The sequence below is a fragment of the Mesorhizobium sp. WSM3868 genome, assembly GCF_002294785.1.
GTDB lineage: Bacteria > Pseudomonadota > Alphaproteobacteria > Rhizobiales > Rhizobiaceae > Mesorhizobium.
This window is the reverse complement of record NZ_NSGB01000001.1, coordinates 68,305-86,354: the sequence shown is the minus strand read 5'-3', so window position 1 is coordinate 86,354 and position 18,050 is coordinate 68,305. Positions and strand designations below refer to the sequence as shown.

Sequence of the window (18,050 nt, the reverse complement as noted above, 5' to 3'; positions counted from 1 at the left end):
GGCCGGACAGTCCCAGTCTCGGATCGACCGATCCGTTCCGCCCGGACATCCGGGCGAATTCCTATTGGCGGCGCCGCCGCCAGGTATCGGTGGCAACCGCCAGCGCGATCACCACTCCGATCACCACCTGCTGGATGAAGGGTGACACGCCGAGCAGGTTGAGGCCGTTGCGCAGCACGCCGATGATGAGAACGCCGATCGCCGTGCCGCCGATCGAGCCGATGCCGCCGGAAAGGCTGGCGCCGCCGATCACCACCGCGGCGATCGTGTCGAGCTCGTAGCCGACGCCCGAACTCGGCTGCACGGAATCGAGCCGGGCCGCGAGCACGATGCCGGCCAGTCCCGCCAGCAGTGCGCAGATTGCGTAGACCCAGTTGGTCAGCGACTTCACCGGAATCCCGGAGAGGCGGGCAACCTCGGCGCTGCCGCCGATCGCGTAGAGGCTGCGGCCGGTGGCGCGGTAATTGAGGAAGATCGCGAAGACGATCGCCAGCACGATCATCAGCCCGACGGTGACCGACAGGAAGCCGAAGTGGCGCACGATCGAGAGGTTGGTGAACCAGTCGGGAAAGCCGACGATCTGCGAGCCGTCGGTGATCATGTTGGCGAGGCCGCGCGCCACCGACATCATGGCAAGCGTCGCGATGAAGGGCGGCAGTTTCGTCACCGTCACCAGCAGGCCCGACACCAGGCCGCAGAGGGCGGCGACGACGAGCGCCGCGGCGATGCCCGCCGGGACGCCGAGATTGAGATAGTCGGGATAGGCGACATAGCCCATCACCATCGAGGCCAGCGCCAGCACCGAGCCGACGGAAAGGTCGATGCCGCCGATCAGGATGACCAGCGTCATGCCGATCGCCATGATGCCGAGGACGGTCACCTGGTCGAGCACGTTGAGGATATTGCGTACCGTCAGGAAGGTGTCGGTGGTCAGCGCCAGCGCCAGGCACAGCAGCACCAGCCCGATCAGTGGTCCCATCGTTCCGGCAAACAGCGCCGAAAGCTTCGCACCGGAAGCGGCCTGCGCGGCGCCGGTGCCAGCCTTCAACTCGCTCGTCTCGTTGCTCACGGCCACTTGGTCTCCTCCGTCAGCGGGCAGGCGTGCCTTGCCTTCCGCTCTTGTTCACCAGGCATCCTCCCTTGTGAACAATTTATCTTTGATCTGCAATTTTGTTCAGCTAAAACGTTCATCAGAAAATTGTCAAGTGCCGCGCAGCCATTCGGCGGCAGTTTGCGTGAACCGACAGTTTGCCATAGGGAAGTCGAGCGCATACGGAGGCATAAAGCATGGCGGTGATCGAGAACGACAAGGTCTCGCGTTTTCCGGATGCCGAGCTCAAGGCCCGAGCCGCCTGGCACTATTATGTCGAAGGGCTGACGCAGGAGCGGATCTCGGAGATCCTCGGCGTCGGCCGTATCAAGGTGCACCGGATTCTGTCGGCCGCGCGCGAGGAGGGCGTGGTCCAGTTCCGCATTCGCGACAGCGTCGTCGAATGCGTGCAGTTGGAGGAAAGACTGAAGCAGCGCTTCGGCCTCAGCCAGGCGGTGGTTGTGCCGTCGGCCGCCGACCGGAGCAACGCGCCACTGATGATCGGCCATGCCGCCGCCGCCTATCTCGCCGACAACGTCAATCCGGGCGACGTTATCGCACTGGGTTGGGGCAGGACGCTGAAATTCGCCATCAACGAATTGCCTAGGCGGCCGATCGCCAGGACCACCGTGGTCTCGATGCTTGGCGGCCTCACCCATGCGCAGCCGCTCAATCCGACCGAGAGCGCCTGGGAATTCGCCGAGAAGATCGGCGCCGAATGCTATCTGCTGCCCGTGCCCGTCTATGCCGACAGGCCGGAGCAGCGCGATGCCTTCATGAGCCAGCGCAGCGTCCAGGATGTGGTCTTTAGGGCGCGGCGCGCCAACATCGCCGTGCTCAGCGTCGGCTCCTTTTCCAACGACAGCCCGATCGCCAATTACGGTTTCATCAAGCCGAGCGAATTGGAGGAATTGCAGGCGGCGGGCGCGGTCGGCGATATCCTCTGCCACTTCATCGATGCCGAGGGTCGCATCGTTGACCATGAGGTCAACCGCCGCGTCTGCGCCTACCCGCTGCAGGATCTCTCCGACATTCCGACCACCATCCTGGTGTCGGGCGGGCGGGAGAAGATCGCCGTCATGCGCGCCGCACTTGCGAATACGAAGGTCTCGGTGCTGATCACCGACGAAGACGCGGCCAAGGGGCTGCTTAGCCGGTAGTTCCGGTAATCGCGCCGAGCCGCGTGTGGATGTCGCGTGTCGCGTGATAAAGGTCACGGTAGACTTCTTTGCGCGCGCGGTAGGTCGGAACCAGCGCTTCGACAGGATCGACCTGGCGTGCGGGCTGTGCCGCCATCGCCTTTGCCGCTTCTTCCGGTGACGCGAACCAGCCGATTGCCGAGGCCGCGAGCATGGCGGCTCCCAGCGCCGCTGCTTCGTTGACCGGCGAGACGAAGAGCGGGCGCTCGAGCACGCTCGCCATGATTTCCATCAGCAGTGCGCAATTGGTGCCGCCGCCGGCCGCGATCATCGCGTCGGCCTTGCCGGTCTGTTCCTCCATCGCCTCGGTGGCGATCGCCTGCTCCAGCGCTATGCCCTCCAGCACCGCGCGGAAGAGATGCTTTGGCTCGTGATCGAGCGACAGGCCGACGATGGCGCCGCGCGCCGAGCCGTCCCAGTAAGGGCTCATGACGCCGGCCCAATAGGGCATGACGAGCAATCCGTCGCTGCCTGGCGCGACTTCCTTCGCAGCTCTCTCCAGCACCACGGCCGAAGGCGCGCCGGTGGTGCGCACGATCCAGTCGACCAACTGCATGCCGGAACGCAGCACCGTCTCCAGCATGAAGCCGGAGCCGGTCGGCGAGACCAGCGTGCGGAATGCATCCGACGTTATCACCATGCCCGAATAATTTCCGCTGACGACGCCTGAGCCCAACGACAGATAGCTTTTGCCGGGCCCGTAGACTCCCATGCCGAGGCCCATCGCCTGGCCGTCTCCGGCGCCCGCAATAACCGGCGTGCCGGCCTTCAGGCCGATCGCCGCCGCGACGCTTTCCGACAACGTGCCGCAGACCTCCCCAGGGGCTACCAACATCGGCAGTTGCTCCGGCCGCAGGCCCGCCGCCTCGACGAGTCGGGGGTGCCAGACGCCATGCGCGATGTCCAGCAGGCCGAGCGGATCGGCGCTCGCCGTGCTGGTGACCAGTCGCCCCGTGAGCCGGTGGACGGAGAAGGCGTGCACGTCGACCAGCGCGGCCGCTTCCGCCAGCGCCTGCGGCCGGTGCTCCATCAGCCAGGCCAAAGCGTAGAGCGCCGGCGTCGGGTCCGGCGGCTTGCCGCTCCAGTCGCGGATCGCCTCGCGGCCGAGTTCTTCCGAAAGCCGCGCCACCTGGCGGCGGGCGCGTTCGTCGAGCCACAATATGGCGGGGATGAGCGGCTTGCCGGCGTTGTCGATCAGCGTGAAGCTCTCGCGCTGGTGCGCGATTGAGATGGCTTTCACGCGTGAGGCATCGATCGCCTTGGCGACTTGTTGCAGCGCCGACAGCAACGCTGCCCACCAATGCTCGGCGTCCTGCTCGAAATGGCCGGGCGCCGGATTGGACAGCGGATAGGTCTCGCGCGCCTGGAAAAGCTCCGAGCCGTCGCGCGCGAAAGCGATCGCCTTCACGGCGGTCGTCGAGGCGTCGATCCCGATTACCACATCGTCCATCAGGCTGGGATCCGGAGGGTTAGAGCATGTCGCGCAAAAGTGTGCAGCGGTTTTGCGAAAACGACATGCATAAAAAGGACCTAAAGCGCGTCGCCTGGATCCGTTTCCGCGCGACGCGCTTTAGGCCGCGTTGGTTACGAACCGTCCGTCCGACTGGTCGAGACGACGGCGGATCTGGGTTATCACCATCGAATCGTCGGGTACACAGTTTTCATAGGTCAGGAAGTCGCCGGCCTTGACCGGCTTCACCACCTTGGCGCGTTCGGCAAGCCCGAGCGGCAGCGCGCCCTTGGCTCGCGCGTCCTCCCAAGTCATGGCGAAGCCGCGGTAGTCGTTCTCGCCGATCATGCCGAGCGACTGGCCGGTGCCGAGACTGGTCTTGGCCACCGCCACCGCCTCGGCCACGGGATGGTCGAGCGGTTCCATGTCGGCGCGCTTGTAGACCACAGCGCGCGCCGCCGACAGCGGCACTTCCAGGCTGGTGAGGTGATAAGGGCGGAAGATCGTGAAATAGGGGCCCTTGCCGACCTTGAGGTCGATCATGCGCTCCAGCACGCGCGGATGCTTGGTTTCGATGATGCAGAACACGCCGGGCGCGACGCCCTTGCCGATCGAATAGTCGACAACGCCCTTGCGATGAAGCACGCCGCCATCCTCGCGCGGGCAGAGCACGCTGGCGAGTTCTTCCAGCGTCGCGGTAGGGCCGTGCATGCCTGGCACGTCGGGCACCAGTCCCGTCGCGTTGGCGATCGCCACCATCTCGATTGCCGTCTTCGAGCCGTCGACGAACTCGACCAGCATGCGCGCATTCATGTTGCGCTCGGCCGCCTCCTTCTCGTAGTCGGCCGGCACGGCGTCGAACTTCAGCGGATTGTTCTTGCCCTTGCCGGCGGCAACGATATTGAAGCCGAGGCTTCTGGCGAAGCCGATGATCTCGAGCGTGCAGGCAGGCTCGTCGCCGGCCGCACCTGTGTAGACGACGCCGGCCTTGCGCGCCTCTTCCTTCAGGAACCGGCCGATGGTGATGTCGGCCTCGACATTGAGCATGACGATATGCTTGCCGTTCTTCATCACCTCGAGCGCGAACAGAGTGCCGATGTTGGGATTTCCGGTTGCGTCGATGATCACGTCGATGCGGCCGGCGGCGGCGAGCGCATGCAGGTCCTCGGTGACCGCGATCTTTCCGGCCTCGATGGCGCGATCGATGGCCGGGGCATTGGGCGCCTCTACGATATCGGAACGGTCATGGCCGGCAAGCAGCGCCGCATCGATCGCCGCCTGCGGCCTGACCTCCGAAATGGCGCCGATGCGCATGCCCGGCATAAGTGCGACCTGAACGACGATATCCGTTCCCATCTGTCCGGCGCCGGCGAGACCGATGGTGATCGGTCCTTGTTTCTCAGCGCGCTGCAGGAGTTCCGCTGCGAATTGCGGATGGGACATGTCGCTTCCTCCGGTCCTTGGCGCGCCGCCCGCGCCGCAATCACTCTTTGAACATTCCTATGACCGTTTGAAAAATATTTCAACCGACATTTCGGCGGTGTCTTAGGATTGAGCTCAAACGAGACTGACGATGCGGGGAGAGGGAATGTCCGGCAGGATAGAGGGAAGGCGCGAGGGAGCCCTATGCGGCGTTCGAAACGAGGTTCCGCCCGGCCGGACGTTGTGGACGTCCCTAACGGGGCAGCGCGATGGTGTCAGCGCGCTTGCCGCCCTGCGCCAGCCATCGGCGCAGCGAATCCAGCAGGCGCGGCCGCTTTCTGGCGGCGACTATGCCGGCTCCACGGCCCTCGGCTTCTGCAGCCTTGCCAACTCCGCGAAAGGAATATGGCAGCGGATTGTGTGCCCGGGCTCTGCCTCGGAAAGTTCCGGCTCCTGCGTCTCGCAGATCGCGCCGATCTTGCGCGGACATCTCGTGTGGAAGACGCAACCGGTGGGTGGGTTGGCCGCGCTCGGGATTTCGCCGTCGAGGCGGATGCGCGAGCTTTCCGTCCGGTCAAGTTTCGGAACGGCCGACAACAGAGCTTCCGTGTAAGGGTGATGCGGGCCGGAAAACACCGCTTCCGACGGTCCGAACTCCATGATGCGGCCGAGATAGAGCACCGCGATCTTGTCGGACAGATAGCGCACCACGCCGAGGTCGTGCGAGATGAAAATGTAGCTCACATCCTGCTTCGACTGCAGGTCGGCCAAGAGGTTGAGGATCGCCGCCTGCACCGACACGTCGAGCGCCGAGGTCGGCTCATCGCAGACGACGATGCGCGGATCGCCGGCGAAGGCGCGGGCGATCGCCACGCGCTGCTTCAGACCGCCCGAAAGCTGCCGCGGCTTGACGGCCAGATGCCGGTCGGTGAGCCGCACCGAGCGGACGAGCTCTTCGAGGCGCGTTTCCAGCGACTTGCCGGTGAGCCCGCCCAGCCGCTTCAAAGCGCGGCTGAGGATATGCCGGATCGAATGCGAACGGTTGAGCGCCGAATCCGGATTCTGGAAGACGATCTGCACCGCCTTGACCTGCTCCTCCGAGCGGCTGGCAAGCCGCGGCGCCAACTGCTTGCCCTCCAGTTCGATGCTGCCGCCCTCGTCCGGCGGCACGAGGCCGAGCAGCAGCCTGGCGAAGGTGGTCTTGCCGCTGCCGGACTCCCCGACCAACCCGAGCGTTTCGCCGGGCCGGAGGCTGACTGAAACGTCCTTCACCGCCCTCAATGCACGGCCATGGCTGGCATAGGTCTTGTTCAGTCCCTCGACCTGCAGCACGGGCGGCGCCTGCTTCGGCGCGACAGCGGCAATTTCGGCGGGTGTCGCGCGCGGCAGCGACTGCGCCTTGTCGTGATAGTGGCAGCGCGACAGCCGGCCGCCTCCAAGCTCATAGAGCGGCGGCGGCTCGCTGCGGCAGCGCTCCGTCGCCAGCGCGCAGCGGTCGGCGAAGGCACAGCCGACGATCGTGGCGCCGATGCCGGGCAGGAAGCCGGGGATCGTGTCGAGCCGGCCCTGGTCCTTGCGCTGGCCGCCGCGCGGCAGGCAGCGCAGCAAGGCGACCGTGTAGGGATGGCGCGGATCGTTGAAGACGTCCTTGGTCGAGCCTTCCTCGACCAGCATCCCGGCATAGAGCACGCCGACCCGGTCGCACATGTTGGAGACCACGGCGAGGTTGTGGCTGATGAACAAGATTGAGGCCGAAAGCTCGCGGCGCAGTTGCGCGATGAGGTCGAGCACTTCGGCTTCGACCGTGGCGTCGAGACCCGTCGTCGGCTCGTCGAGGATCAGCATCGAGGGGTCGTTGGCCAAGGCCATCGCGATCGCCACGCGCTGCTGCATGCCGCCGGAAAGCTGGTGCGGGTAGCGCTGCATGACGCTGGCCGGATCCGAGATGCGCACAAGATTGAGCATCGCGATCGCCCTGTCGCTCGCCGCCTGTCCCGACGTGCCGGCAAGCTCGAAGATCTCGGTGAGCTGGCGGCCGATGCGCAATGATGGATTCAGCGCCTTGCCGGGATCCTGATAGACCATGGAGACGCTTTCCGCACGGGCGCGTCTGAGCGCCTCGGCATCAAGCTTCATCACATCCTGGCCGTCGAGTGCGATCGAGCCGCCGGTGATCGAGCCGTTGCGCGGCAGGTATCGCACCACGGACAGCGCCGCGGTGGACTTTCCGCAGCCGGATTCGCCGACCAGCCCATAGGCCTCGCCGCGGCCGATCTTGAAGCTGACATTGCGCAGCACCGCCCGGTTGCGGCGCCCGACGCGATAGGCGACCGAGAGATCGTTGAGCTCGAGCGCGTTCCTGTCAGTCATTGAACGCTCCATGGACGCCGTCGGCCACCAGGTTGACCCCGATCACCAGCGAGGCGATCGCCAGCGCGTCGAACAGCACCGTCCACCAGAAGCCGCCGCCGATCATGCCGTAATTGCTGGAGATCGAGAGTCCCCAGTCGGGCGAGGGCGGCTGGATGCCGAAGCCCATGAAGGAGAGCGTGGCGACGGCGAAGATCGCATAGCCGAGACGCACCGTCGTCTCGACCAGGATCGGCGGGATCACGTTGGGCAGGATCTCGACGAACATCGTGTGCAGCGCGCCTTCGTGGCGAAGCTTTGCCGCCGCGACATAATCGAGCTCGCGTTCGGCCAGCACCGCCGAGCGCACCGTGCGGGCGATGATCGGTGCGAAGCTCAAGCCGATGACGACGATCACGGTGATCTTGGAGGTGCCGAGCGCAACGATGGCGAGCAGTGCGATGATCACCACCGGGATTGCCATGAAGGCTTCGAGGATACGGCTGACGATATCGTCGACGATGCCGCGGAAATAGCCGATGACGAGCCCGAGCGCGGTGCCGGCAATGGTCGCCAGAATCGTGGCCAAAGGTGCCACCGTCAGGATATCGCGCGAGCCGACGATGACCCGCGAGAAGACATCGCGGCCGATCTGGTCGGTGCCGAACCAGTGCTCGGCCGACGGTGGAGCCAGCGCGTTGATGATGTCGTCGGCAAGCGGATCGTAAGGGACGAAATGCTCGCCGAACAGCGCGCAGACGATCCAGAACAGGACGATGCCGAGCCCGGTCAGGAAGGTCCCCGATCGCAACAACAAATGCAGCACCTCGCCCCAGGGGCTGCGCTGTGTCGCGGCGTCCGGCGTTGGCAGGTTCGCGGGTGTGTCTGTCGCGCTCATTGCTCCGCTCCCAGCCGGATGCGCGGATTGAGCACCGAATAGAGGAAATCGGCGATCAATGTGGCCACCGCATAGACGATGCCGATGGTAAGGATGCCGGCCTCGAGCATCGGAAAATCCTTGCCGCGGGCGGCGGTGAAGATCAGCGAGCCGATGCCCTGGTAGCGGAACAGCGTCTCGATCACGACAAGGCCGCCGATGAGGTAGCCGGTCTGGGTTGCGATGACGGTGATGGTCGGCAATAGCGCATTGCGCAGCACATGCCGCCAGATCACCGTGCGCCACGGCAGACCTTTAAGCACCGCGGTGCGCGTATAGTCGGAATCGAGCGCCTCGATCATCCCCGACCGCGCCATGCGAGCGATATAGCCGAACAGCACCAGAAACAGCGGCAGCGACGGCAGGATGAGATAATAGAGCTGGGTGAAGACGCCGGCACCCTTCGGCCAGGCCGCCGCGATCGGCAGCCAGCGCAGCCAGACGCCGAAGATCAGGATCAGGATGATGCCGGTGACGAACTCGGGCAGCACCGTCACCGACAATCCGCCGAGGCTGATGATGCGGTCGAGCGGCCGGTTGAGGTTGAGCGCGGCGATGACACCGCCGAGGATGCCGATCGGCACCACCAGCACGAAGGCGACGAGCGCCAGCTTCATCGAATTGCCCAAAGCGTCGATGACGAAGGGCGCCACCGGCGCGCGGAAAATGTAGGACGTGCCCATGTCGCCATGAACGAAGTTCCAGATCCAGCTTCCGTACTGGACGAGCAGCGGCCGGTCGACGCCGAGCGAGTGATTGAGCGCGTCGACGGCGCGCTGGTCGGCAAACGGCCCCAATATCGCGCGCCCGACATTGCCGGGCAGCACCTGGCCGCCCAGGAACACCATGACGCTGAGCAGGAACAGCGTCACGAGCGACAGAGCCAGGCGCCGGGTGAGGAAGCCGAGGATGGCGAATACTCCTATTGGAGCCGGCTCTCCGTCGAGAGCCGGCTGTTAGGGATAAGCTTGCTCCCTCGCGTCAGGCTTTCGAAGCCTTTTCGAGGAACAGCTGCGACATGGCGGTGGGCTGCACGCCCGCCACGCCTTTCGCCGTCGCAGTCAGGTAGTCGTAGAAATAGCCGAAGATCACCGGCGTTTCCTCGAGCAGCAGCTTCTGGATCTTGCCGGCAGCAGCCTTCTGCGCCTCGAGGTCGAGGGCCGCGATATAGCTGGTCGCCAGCTGGTCATAGTCCTTGTTCTTGAAATGCGCGGCATTCCAGGTGCCTTCGCTCTTCAATGGCGCCGCGAGATAGACGTTCGGCACGCCGCGGTGGCCGTAGTCGGTGATGCCCATCACCGAATCCAGCCAGTTCGATTTGCCGAACACCGCATCGCCGTAATACGCGCTCTGGTCGAGGATGTTGAGCTCGAGCTCGATACCGATCTCCTTGACCCAGTTCTGGATCAGCTGCGCGTATTCGGGGATTTCCAGATAGCGCTCGGTGGTCAGCGTTATTTTGAACCCCTTGCCGGCGCCGGCCGCTTCCATCAGCTGCTTGGCCTGCGCGATGTCCTGCTCGCGCTGCGGCACGCTGGTGTCCGTCGACGGATAGACCCCGGCGAACGGGCTGTCATTGCCTTCCTGGGCGCGGCCTTTCATCAGGCCGGCGACCAACTTCTTGCGATCGATGCTGAGCGCGATGGCGCGGCGTACCCGCGGGTCCTTCATCGGACCGTCGTCGCAGCGTAGATGCAGTTGCTGATGCGCCGACGATTTCAGGCTGATGACGTTCACGTTCGGGTCGTTGAGGACGGCGACGCCCGCCAGCACCGGCATCTGATTGATGATGTCGATCTGGCCGCCCTGTAGCGCCAGGATCTGCGGCTGGATGTCGGTGAAGAAGGTGAATTCGGTGCGCTCCGGCAGGGCCTTTTCGCCCCAGTAGTTCTCATTGCGAACGAAGGAGGCGCCGACTTTGGGCGTGTACTTCTCCAGCTTGAACGGCCCGGTGCCGTCGAAGCTCTTTTCGTAATCGCCCTTGTAGCTTGCCGGGATGATGACGGCGTTGTAGTTGTCGGACGACAGCATATAGGGGAAGTTGCCGTTCGGCGCGTCGAGGTGGAATTCCACCGTGTAGTCGTCGACCTTTTTGCTGGCTCCCTTCGAGAGGATGCCGCTGAACACCGACAGCGCGTTGGAGGAGTTGGCGGGATCGGCAAGCCGGTCGATGCTGGCCACAACGTCCTCGGCCTTCATCTCGCCGCCTGAGTGGAACTTGACGCCCTTGCGCAGCGTGAAGGTCCACACCGAGCCATCGGCATTCGGCTTCCAGCTTTCGGCCAGTGCCGGCTTGAGCACCAGGTCGGGGCCGTCGACGCAGAGGAATTCGGCGACCTGCTGCATGACGAGCAGGCCGCCGGCGTCGGCGATGGTGACCGGGTCGATCGCGGCGGCCGGCACGCTGCTGCCGACGCGGATGGTGGCGCCAGGCGCGCCCTGGGCGCGGGCAAGCGAGGGCGCGGCGCCGAAGCCGGCGGCCATGCCGATGCGGCCGAGAAGCGGCAGCGACAGGCCGAGTAGGCTGCCGTGGCGCACGAAATCGCGGCGGCTGACGCGGCCGTCGATGAGCCCGTCGATGAGGTGATTTTCAAGCGGCGTGCGGTTGCGCCGGATGAGATCGAGGACGCGGTAGTTCTTGCTCATGGGTCTAAACCCTTTCCCCAGTTCTTGTGGTTGGCGAGTGCATTCCGGTTGACGACGTTCCGTGGAGTTCTCCGGTCCCGGCCATCGTCAAGAATTCGGTCGAACGAACTGTAACATGCAGTTTGGTCTGGTCCATCCGCTCCTTGAAGCGGAAAGGTCAGATTTTCTTGATGCATGCCTAGCTCGGGCTTGCAGCCCCGATCGAAATCGTGGCCGCCTCGATTCGGTATTTGCCGGTCTCCTTTCCTTTTGGCGATCTCCCAGTTCAGGTCAGCGAAAAGCCTGCTAGCCCGATCGGCGTTGCCGCGCTGCTCCCGATCTTCATCTCAGCCGATCTCGAAGAACGGCTTGCCGAGCAGGTCCGGTACCACGTCGATGCCGAGCCCCGGGCCGTCGGGAATGCCCATGCGGCTGCCCGCGACCGGCGGCTTGTTGGAGGCGGTGCGCACCGTCACCCATTCGTGGAAGGCGATCGCATGCAGACGGCGCTCTTCCGGCGTCGACAGCGACAGATGCGCCATCGCGGCGGTGTCGATCTCCGCGCCGCCGGTGTCTTCGACGGTGATCATGAAACCGAGATCGACGGCGACGTCGCGGATCAGCCGCGTCTGCGTCACGCCGCCGAGGCGCGAGATCTTCAGCGTCAGCCCATCGGCTGCGCCACGGCGATGGATTTCCAGCATCTCGCCCAGCGAGGTGACGGATTCGTCGAGCACCATCGGCTTGTCGAGCATGCGGCGCACCGACATGTTCTCCTCGATCGTCGTGCAGGGCTGCTCGAATGTGTAGTCGATGTCGCGTGTGGCATCGGCGAACTGGCGCGCCTGGTAGGGCGTCCAGCCGGCATTGGCGTCGCAGAAGATCACCGTGCCCTTCGGCACGGCTGATGCGACGGCGCTCACTCGCTCGATATCGTCGCGGACATTGCCGCCGACCTTGACCTGCAGCCGATGGTAGCCTTCGGCAACGATGCGCTTGGCAAGCGCCGCCATCTGGTCGACCGTGCCGTGGGTCACGACCCGGTACAGTTCCGCCGTCTCGCTCTCGCGGCCGCCGAGCATCGTCACCAGCGGCACGTCGGCCGCGCGGGCAGCGAGATCCCAGCAAGCCATGTCAAGAGCGGCTTTGACGTAGGGATGGCCCTTGAACACCGTGTCCATCAACCTGACGATGCCGGCCAGCCCGCGCGGGTCATGGCCGATGAGATGCGGCGCGATCTCCGGCACGCCCGCGCGCGTTCCCGCCGGAAACGCGGCAGAATAGAAATTGCCGAGCGGCGCCATCTCGCCCCAGCCGGTCACCCCTGTGTCGGAAGTGATGGCGACGATCACCGCATCGAAACAGTCGGCGATCCGGCCCTTGGACATGCGGTAGGGCCCGTACACGAAGGGCTGCACGACATGGTAGGCTTTTATGCTCTTGATCTTCACGTTTGTATCCGTTTGTCCGCGGGTTTGTCAGGCGCCCTTCTATGCGCGCTTTTCGAGGCTGCGCGCATAGGCAAGAAGCGCTTCGAAATCGTTGTCGATATGCTCGCGGGCATGGCGCTGGGCGGCGCGCATGTCCGTGCCCTTGAGCAGCGCCACATAGGTTTCGTGCAGGTCCTCGGCCGGTACCGGCTCGTTCCGCGCACGCTGGTGCAGGGCGAAATACATTTGCAGCCGGCTGGTCAGCCGCTGCCAGGTTTCGAGCAGCACCGAATTGTCGGCCCACTCGTAGACCAGCCCGTGCAGCTGCAGCGCCGTCTCGATCTGGCGCGTGGTGTCGAGCGCCCGGGTCGCCTGCTTCACCGCTTCGTGGCGGCGGTCGAGCTCGTCGAAGAAGCGCTGGTCGCGCTGCGGCCAGGCGAGCTCGATGGCGAAGTCGTCGAGCACCTTGTTGAGGGAATAGGCGTCGACGATGTCCTTGGCGGTGACGTCGACGACGAAGGTTCCGGCATAGGGAATGCTGGTCAGGATGCCTTCCTGCACCAGCTCGCGCATCGCCTCGCGCAGCGGCGCGCGGCTTACCCGCATCTGCTCGGAGATGCGGAGTTCGTTGAGCTTCTGCCCAGGCTCCAGCTGGCCGGTCAGAATGGCGCGCCTGAGCAGCGCGACGATCTCGGCCCTGCGCGTCGTATCCGCGATCGGACTGAAATCCAGCTTTGACATGTGGGCCACTCCGGATGAACCGACTGCAAGACAAGCAGATTGTCGACAATCCAACAAGAGGGTGGCTATCGTTTTTTCGCGGATGGCAGGCGCGCAAACAAAACGGCGCCCTCGATGTGGGTGTCGAGGGCGCCGTCGGACCGGGACTGATGGGGGATTATCAGCTGGCCGGTTTCGTTTCCGGCAAGGGAGAAACCGGCATTCCGGGTCCGATCTTCTGCAAATTGCCGGTGATCACCTGGTCGCTCTCGGAGATGCCTGAGGTGACGGAAATCAGATCGCCGTCGGTCGGGCCGAGCGACACCAGCTTCTGGTCTACAGTGTTGTCTTTGCCGAGGACGTACAGATATTTGCCGAGCTGGCTGGAACCCAGCGCCACCTGCGGCACCATCAGCGTATTGGGCTGCTCCTTCACATGCAGCCGCACGCGCACATACTGCCCGGGCAGCAGCGTGAACTTGGCGTTGCCGATCGTCGCCCGCGCGGTGATCGTGCCGGTCGAATGATCGATCGTGTTGTCGATGAAGGTGAGCTCGCCCTTCTGGCTGGGCTCGGTCTCACCGGGCAACAGCACGTCGACCGCAATCGGACCGTTGGCCTTCGCCTGCTCGATCTCTACGAGGTCGGTCTCGCTCGGATTGAAGGTGACGTAGATCGGGTCGAGCTGCACCAGCGTGTTGAGAACCGTGCCGGCGACGCTCACCAGGGTGCCCACCGAGGCTTGGTTGCGGCCGATCCGTCCGGAGAACGGTGCCTTGATCTCGGCATAGCCGAGATTGAGCTCGGCCGTCCGCACCGCCGCCTGGTCGACCGCAAGGGCGGCTTCGGCCGTGCGCAAGTTGCTGGTGCGCTGGTCGAAGCTGTCCTTGGCGAGGTACCCGGCCTTGGCAAGGTCGGTGCCACGGCCGAGGTTGGACCGCGCGTAATCGAGCGCTGCCGCGTCGCGCTGCACCTGCGCCTTGGCCTGGTCGAGCGCTGCCTGGTAGTCCTCGGGCGCGATCCGGTAAAGCAGGTCGCCCTGCTTGACGTCGCTGCCGTCCTGCGCCGTCTGCTCCTGCAGATAGCCCGGCACGCGCGCCTGCAGGGTGATGTTTCGGATCGGCTCGACGCGTGCGGCGTAGTCGAGATAGATCGGCAGCGTCCTCTTGACGACGTTCACCACCGGCACCGGCATGACGAACGCCTTGGGCGCAGGTGCCGCGCCCGCAGTGCTGGCGCTGAGGCTGAGATTGCCCATGTCGAGCAGGTGCACGCTTGCCACCGAGATTGCGCCCAGCGCGACCGCCGTTCCCAAAGCGATTTTCCATTTACGCATGTTGGTCTCCAATCCTATTCGGCCGCCTGGGCGAGCCGGACGGGCTCGGCGGTCGGTTCAATCTCTTGTTGGTGCGGGGCATGTTGAGGCCCCGCGGCAGGTTCGCTCTCGCCGCCGCGCTCGCGCAGCTTCTCGATCACCGCGTAGAAGACCGGCACGAAGACCAGCGACAGGATCGTCGCCGCCACCATGCCGCCGAAGACGGTGGTGCCGATCGACTGCCGGCTGGCGGCGCCCGCGCCGGTCGCGAACATCAGCGGCAGCACGCCGAGGATGAAGGCGAAGGCCGTCATCAGGATCGGCCGCAGCCTCAGCCGCGCGGCTTCCATCGCCGCCTCGACGATGGTCAGGCCTTCCTCGCGGCGCCGTCGGGCGAACTCGACGATCAGGATCGCGTTCTTCGCCGCCAGGCCGATCAGCATGACGAAACCGATCTGCGAGTAGACGTCGATCTGCATGCCGCGCAGCAAGAGCACCACGAAGGCGCCGAATAAAGCGAGCGGCACGGCGAGTAGCACCATGAAGGGCATCGCCCAGCTTTCATACTGCGCCGCCAGGATCAGGAAGACGAACACGATCGCCAGGCCGAACACGATCGAGGCGATCGATCCGGCTTGGAGCTCCTGATAGGTGATGCCGGTCCATTCATAGCCGAAGTCCCGCGGCAGCACGTTTGCCGCCGCCCGCTCCATGGCCGCGACCGCTTGTCCGGACGAGAAGCCTGGCGCCGCGCCGCCGTTGATGAGGGCGGATGCATTGTTGTTGTAATGCGGCACGGTCTCGGGACCGACGATCGGCACCAGCTTGCCCAGTGTGCTCAGCGGCACCATCCCGCCGGACGCATTGCGCACGTAGAGGCGCGAGATGTCGTTCGCGTTTCCGCGCGCGTCCTTGTCGGCCTGGATCGTCACCCGGAACGTGCGGCCGAAAAGGTTGAAGTCGTTGACGTAGAGGGAGCCGAGATAGATCTGCAGCGTGTTGAACACGTCGGGCAGGTTGAGGCCGAGCAGCTTCGCCTTGCTGCGGTCGAGGTCGTAGTTGAACTGCGGCGTCGAGGTCGAGAAGGACGAGAACAGCTGCTGCGGATTGAGCTCCGGCTGCTTGCGTGCTTCCGCGATCAGCGCCTGCGTGACCTCGTTGAGCGCGGCGCTGCCGCGGCCCGAAAGGTCTTCCACCTGGAATTCGAAGCCGCCGGTCGTGCCGAGGCCCGGGATCGAGGGTGGATCGAATGAGAGCGCAAACGCCTCCGGTATCTGCAGCAACTTGTTGCGCACCTCGGCCACCAGCTTCGAGGCGTTCTGGTCGGGCCCGCGTTCGTCCCACGGCTTCAGGATGGCGAACTCCACCGCCGAGTTCGATTGCGCGGCGCTGGTGAGGAAGTTCAGGCCGCTGATCGAGCCGACGATGTCGACGCCGGGCGTGTTCTGCAGGATGTCGCGCGCCTTCTGCGCCACCGCGTCGGTGCGCTCCAGCGAAGCGCCGTCCGGCAGCTGGATGACGACGAAGAAATAACCCTGATCCTCCACCGGAAGGAAGGTCGAGGGCAGCTTCTGCCAGACGAAATAGGTGGCGACCAGGCCCGCCGCGAACAGGCCGAGCATGGCCCAGCGCAGCCGGATCAGAATGCGCACGCCATGCGCATAGGCATGCGACAGCCAGTCGAAGCCGGCATTGAACCAGCGGAACAGCACGAACTGCGTTCCGCCGCGATGGCGCAGGAACGCGGCGCTCAGCGCCGGGCTCAGCGTCAGCGAGTTGAAGGCGGAGATGCCGACCGAGATCGCAACGGTAAGCGCGAACTGGTTGTAGAGCCGTCCCGAAACGCCGGGAATGAAGGCGACCGGGATGAACACCGCCATCAGCACCGCGGTGGTGGCGATGATTGGGCCCGTCACTTCGGCCATCGCCGCGCGCGTCGCGGCGAGCGGCTTGAGGCCGGCTTCCAGCTGCCGCTCGACATTCTCGACCACGACGATGGCGTCGTCGACGACAAGGCCGATCGCCAGCACCATGCCGAGCAGCGAGAGCATATTGAGCGAGAAGCCCAGCATGTACATCACCGCCAGCGTCGCGATCAACGACACCGGGATGGCGATGGTCGGGATGATGGTGGTGCGCCAGCTCTGCAGGAAGATGAAGACGACAGCCACCACCAGCACCAGCGCTTCGCCGAGCGTGATCAGCACGTCATGCATCGAGGCCGAGACGAAGCGCGTCGTATCGTAGTGCATGGCGTAGTGGACGCCCTTCGGGAAGCGCGCCGACAATTCCTGCATCTTGTCCTTGACCCGCTGCTGCAGGTCGAGCGCGTTGGAGCCGGGCATCTGGTAGACGGCGAGCACCACGGTCGGGTCCTTGCCGAAGAAGGCCGATGACGAATATTGCAGCGCCCCGAGCTCGATGCGGGCGACGTCGCGCAGACGCACGAGCGAGCCGTTCTGCGAGTTGGCGCGCACGACGATGTCGCCGAATTCCTTCGGGTCGCTCAAACGGCCGACCGCATTGACCTGCATCTCGAAGGCGGTGCCGGCCGGCGCCGGCGATTGGCCGATCTTGCCCGCCGCCACCTGCACGTTCTGCTCGGAAATGGCGTTCTGCACATCGACGGCGGTGATGCCGAGATTGGCCAGTTTGTCCGGATCGAGCCAGACGCGCATCGAATAGCGCCGTTCGCCGAAAATCTGCACGTCGCCGACGCCGGGCAGCCGCTTCAGCGGATCGACGACCTGGAGATAGGCGAGGTTGCTCAGCGCCACCGGATCGACCGAGCCGTCGGGCGAGGTGAGGTCGACGATCAGAACGAAGTTCGGGTTCTGCTTCTTGATCGTGACGCCGCCCTGGTTGACGATGGCCGGCAGGGAGGATGCGGCCTGCGAGACGCGGTTCTGGACGTCGACGGCCGCCGTGCTCAGCGGATAGCCGACGTCGAATGTGATGGTGATGGTCGAGGAGCCGTCATTCGAGCTCGTCGACGACATATAGGTCATGCCTTGCACGCCGTTGATCTGCTGCTCCAGCGGCGTGGTGACCGTATCGGCCACCACCTGCGCGCTGGCGCCTGGATAATGGGCGCTGACCACGACCTGCGGGGGCGTGATGTCAGGAAATTGCGAGACCGGCAGCAGGAAATAGGCGATCGCACCGGCGAGCACCATGATGATGGCGATCGCCGATGCGAAGATCGGGCGGTGGATGAAGAAGTTCACCATGACGCGGATGCCTCGCCGAACGGTTTTGCGAAATGGCGCATGCGCCGGGCCCGGACGGAACCGGAATCCTCCAGGAAGGATGGCAGGACATCGTCCGGCGCCTGTTCCGCGGCGCGCGAGCGCAGCATCCGTTCGAAGGCGTTGGGATCGACCCCATCAGCCTTCATCACCAGCCGGATCATCGGATCCCGGATGGCTTCGTCGATCGTCAGGTCTTTGCGCTTTTGCATAGGAGCGGCTCCTTGCTGCGGCCCGCATCGGATGATCACGGACCGTTTTTTTC

The 18,050-nt window shown here is 64.9% G+C and carries 13 protein-coding genes; 1 reads left to right on the top strand and 12 read right to left on the bottom strand.

From position 1 onward, the window contains the following. Positions 1 to 61: 61 nt before the first annotated feature. Complete coding sequence (locus CK221_RS00410) at positions 62 to 1,048, bottom strand: ABC transporter permease (protein WP_066989390.1); 987 nt, start codon at positions 1,046 to 1,048, stop codon at positions 62 to 64. Between the two features lie 239 nt (positions 1,049 to 1,287). On the opposite strand from CK221_RS00410, the gene CK221_RS00405 reads away from it, so the two are divergent. Further along, positions 1,288 to 2,250 carry a sugar-binding transcriptional regulator gene (locus tag CK221_RS00405; protein ID WP_095776246.1) on the top strand — a complete coding sequence of 321 codons (963 nt, stop codon included), beginning with the start codon at positions 1,288 to 1,290 and terminating at the stop codon, positions 2,248 to 2,250. Here the strand turns inward: CK221_RS00405 and CK221_RS00400 are convergent. The 11 genes from CK221_RS00400 to CK221_RS00350 all read right to left on the bottom strand — a co-directional run bounded on the left by CK221_RS00400 (position 2,240) and on the right by CK221_RS00350 (position 17,997). Further along, complete coding sequence (locus CK221_RS00400) at positions 2,240 to 3,739, bottom strand: FGGY family carbohydrate kinase (RefSeq protein ID WP_095776245.1); 1,500 nt, start codon at positions 3,737 to 3,739, stop codon at positions 2,240 to 2,242. The two genes, CK221_RS00405 and CK221_RS00400, sit on opposite strands and share 11 nt — an antisense overlap. Positions 3,740 to 3,859: 120 nt before the next feature. Next, positions 3,860 to 5,182, bottom strand: coding sequence for a homoserine dehydrogenase (locus CK221_RS00395; RefSeq protein WP_095776244.1), 1,323 nt, complete (start codon positions 5,180 to 5,182; stop codon positions 3,860 to 3,862). 327 nt (positions 5,183 to 5,509) lie between these two features. Then, the gene (locus tag CK221_RS00390; protein ID WP_245418625.1) at positions 5,510 to 7,531 is read right to left on the bottom strand and encodes an ABC transporter ATP-binding protein; all 2,022 of its coding nucleotides are present in this window, start codon (positions 7,529 to 7,531) and stop codon (positions 5,510 to 5,512) included. Beyond that, entirely contained in the window at positions 7,524 to 8,408 is an 885-nt protein-coding gene (locus CK221_RS00385; RefSeq protein WP_095776657.1) for an ABC transporter permease, read from the bottom strand. Before CK221_RS00385 ends, CK221_RS00390 begins: the two co-directional genes overlap by 8 nt. After that, positions 8,405 to 9,358, bottom strand: a complete 954-nt coding sequence (locus tag CK221_RS00380; protein WP_095776242.1) for an ABC transporter permease — start codon at positions 9,356 to 9,358, stop codon at positions 8,405 to 8,407. The genes CK221_RS00385 and CK221_RS00380 overlap by 4 nt, the downstream gene beginning before the upstream one ends. A 70-nt stretch (positions 9,359 to 9,428) precedes the next feature. Further along, positions 9,429 to 11,093 (bottom strand): ABC transporter substrate-binding protein, encoded by a 1,665-nt coding sequence (locus CK221_RS00375; RefSeq protein ID WP_066988912.1) that lies wholly within the window; start codon positions 11,091 to 11,093, stop codon positions 9,429 to 9,431. A gap of 326 nt (positions 11,094 to 11,419) precedes the next feature. Continuing rightward, on the bottom strand, positions 11,420 to 12,523 hold the full coding sequence (locus CK221_RS00370; protein ID WP_095776241.1) for a mandelate racemase/muconate lactonizing enzyme family protein: 1,104 nt from the start codon (positions 12,521 to 12,523) through the stop codon (positions 11,420 to 11,422). A 39-nt stretch (positions 12,524 to 12,562) separates the two neighbouring features. Continuing rightward, positions 12,563 to 13,243, bottom strand: coding sequence for a GntR family transcriptional regulator (locus CK221_RS00365; protein ID WP_095776240.1), 681 nt, complete (start codon positions 13,241 to 13,243; stop codon positions 12,563 to 12,565). A 160-nt stretch (positions 13,244 to 13,403) separates the two neighbouring features. Beyond that, a complete protein-coding gene (locus CK221_RS00360) occupies positions 13,404 to 14,558 on the bottom strand; it encodes an efflux RND transporter periplasmic adaptor subunit (RefSeq protein ID WP_095776656.1) in 1,155 nt (384 codons plus the stop codon). Positions 14,559 to 14,572: 14 nt separating this feature from the next. Continuing rightward, positions 14,573 to 17,767, bottom strand: a complete 3,195-nt coding sequence (locus tag CK221_RS00355) for a multidrug efflux RND transporter permease subunit (protein WP_095776239.1) — start codon at positions 17,765 to 17,767, stop codon at positions 14,573 to 14,575. Then, the gene (locus CK221_RS00350) at positions 17,761 to 17,997 is read right to left on the bottom strand and encodes a hypothetical protein (RefSeq protein WP_095776238.1); all 237 of its coding nucleotides are present in this window, start codon (positions 17,995 to 17,997) and stop codon (positions 17,761 to 17,763) included. Before CK221_RS00350 ends, CK221_RS00355 begins: the two co-directional genes overlap by 7 nt. Between the last annotated feature and the right edge of the window lie 53 nt (positions 17,998 to 18,050).

Bases quoted from the DNA above. Each gene is read 5' to 3' on its own strand.
- CK221_RS00405 (WP_095776246.1), top strand. From the start codon at position 1,288: ATGGCGGTGATCGAGAACGACAAGGTCTCGCGTTTTCCGGATGCCGAG.
- CK221_RS00400 (WP_095776245.1), bottom strand. From the start codon at position 3,739: ATGGACGATGTGGTAATCGGGATCGACGCCTCGACGACCGCCGTGAAG.
- CK221_RS00395 (WP_095776244.1), bottom strand. From the start codon at position 5,182: ATGTCCCATCCGCAATTCGCAGCGGAACTCCTGCAGCGCGCTGAGAAA.
- CK221_RS00390 (WP_245418625.1), bottom strand. From the start codon at position 7,531: ATGACTGACAGGAACGCGCTCGAGCTCAACGATCTCTCGGTCGCCTAT.
- CK221_RS00385 (WP_095776657.1), bottom strand. From the start codon at position 8,408: ATGAGCGCGACAGACACACCCGCGAACCTGCCAACGCCGGACGCCGCG.
- CK221_RS00375 (WP_066988912.1), bottom strand. From the start codon at position 11,093: ATGAGCAAGAACTACCGCGTCCTCGATCTCATCCGGCGCAACCGCACG.
- CK221_RS00365 (WP_095776240.1), bottom strand. From the start codon at position 13,243: ATGTCAAAGCTGGATTTCAGTCCGATCGCGGATACGACGCGCAGGGCC.
- CK221_RS00360 (WP_095776656.1), bottom strand. From the start codon at position 14,558: ATGCGTAAATGGAAAATCGCTTTGGGAACGGCGGTCGCGCTGGGCGCA.
- CK221_RS00355 (WP_095776239.1), bottom strand. From the start codon at position 17,767: ATGGTGAACTTCTTCATCCACCGCCCGATCTTCGCATCGGCGATCGCC.
- CK221_RS00350 (WP_095776238.1), bottom strand. From the start codon at position 17,997: ATGCAAAAGCGCAAAGACCTGACGATCGACGAAGCCATCCGGGATCCG.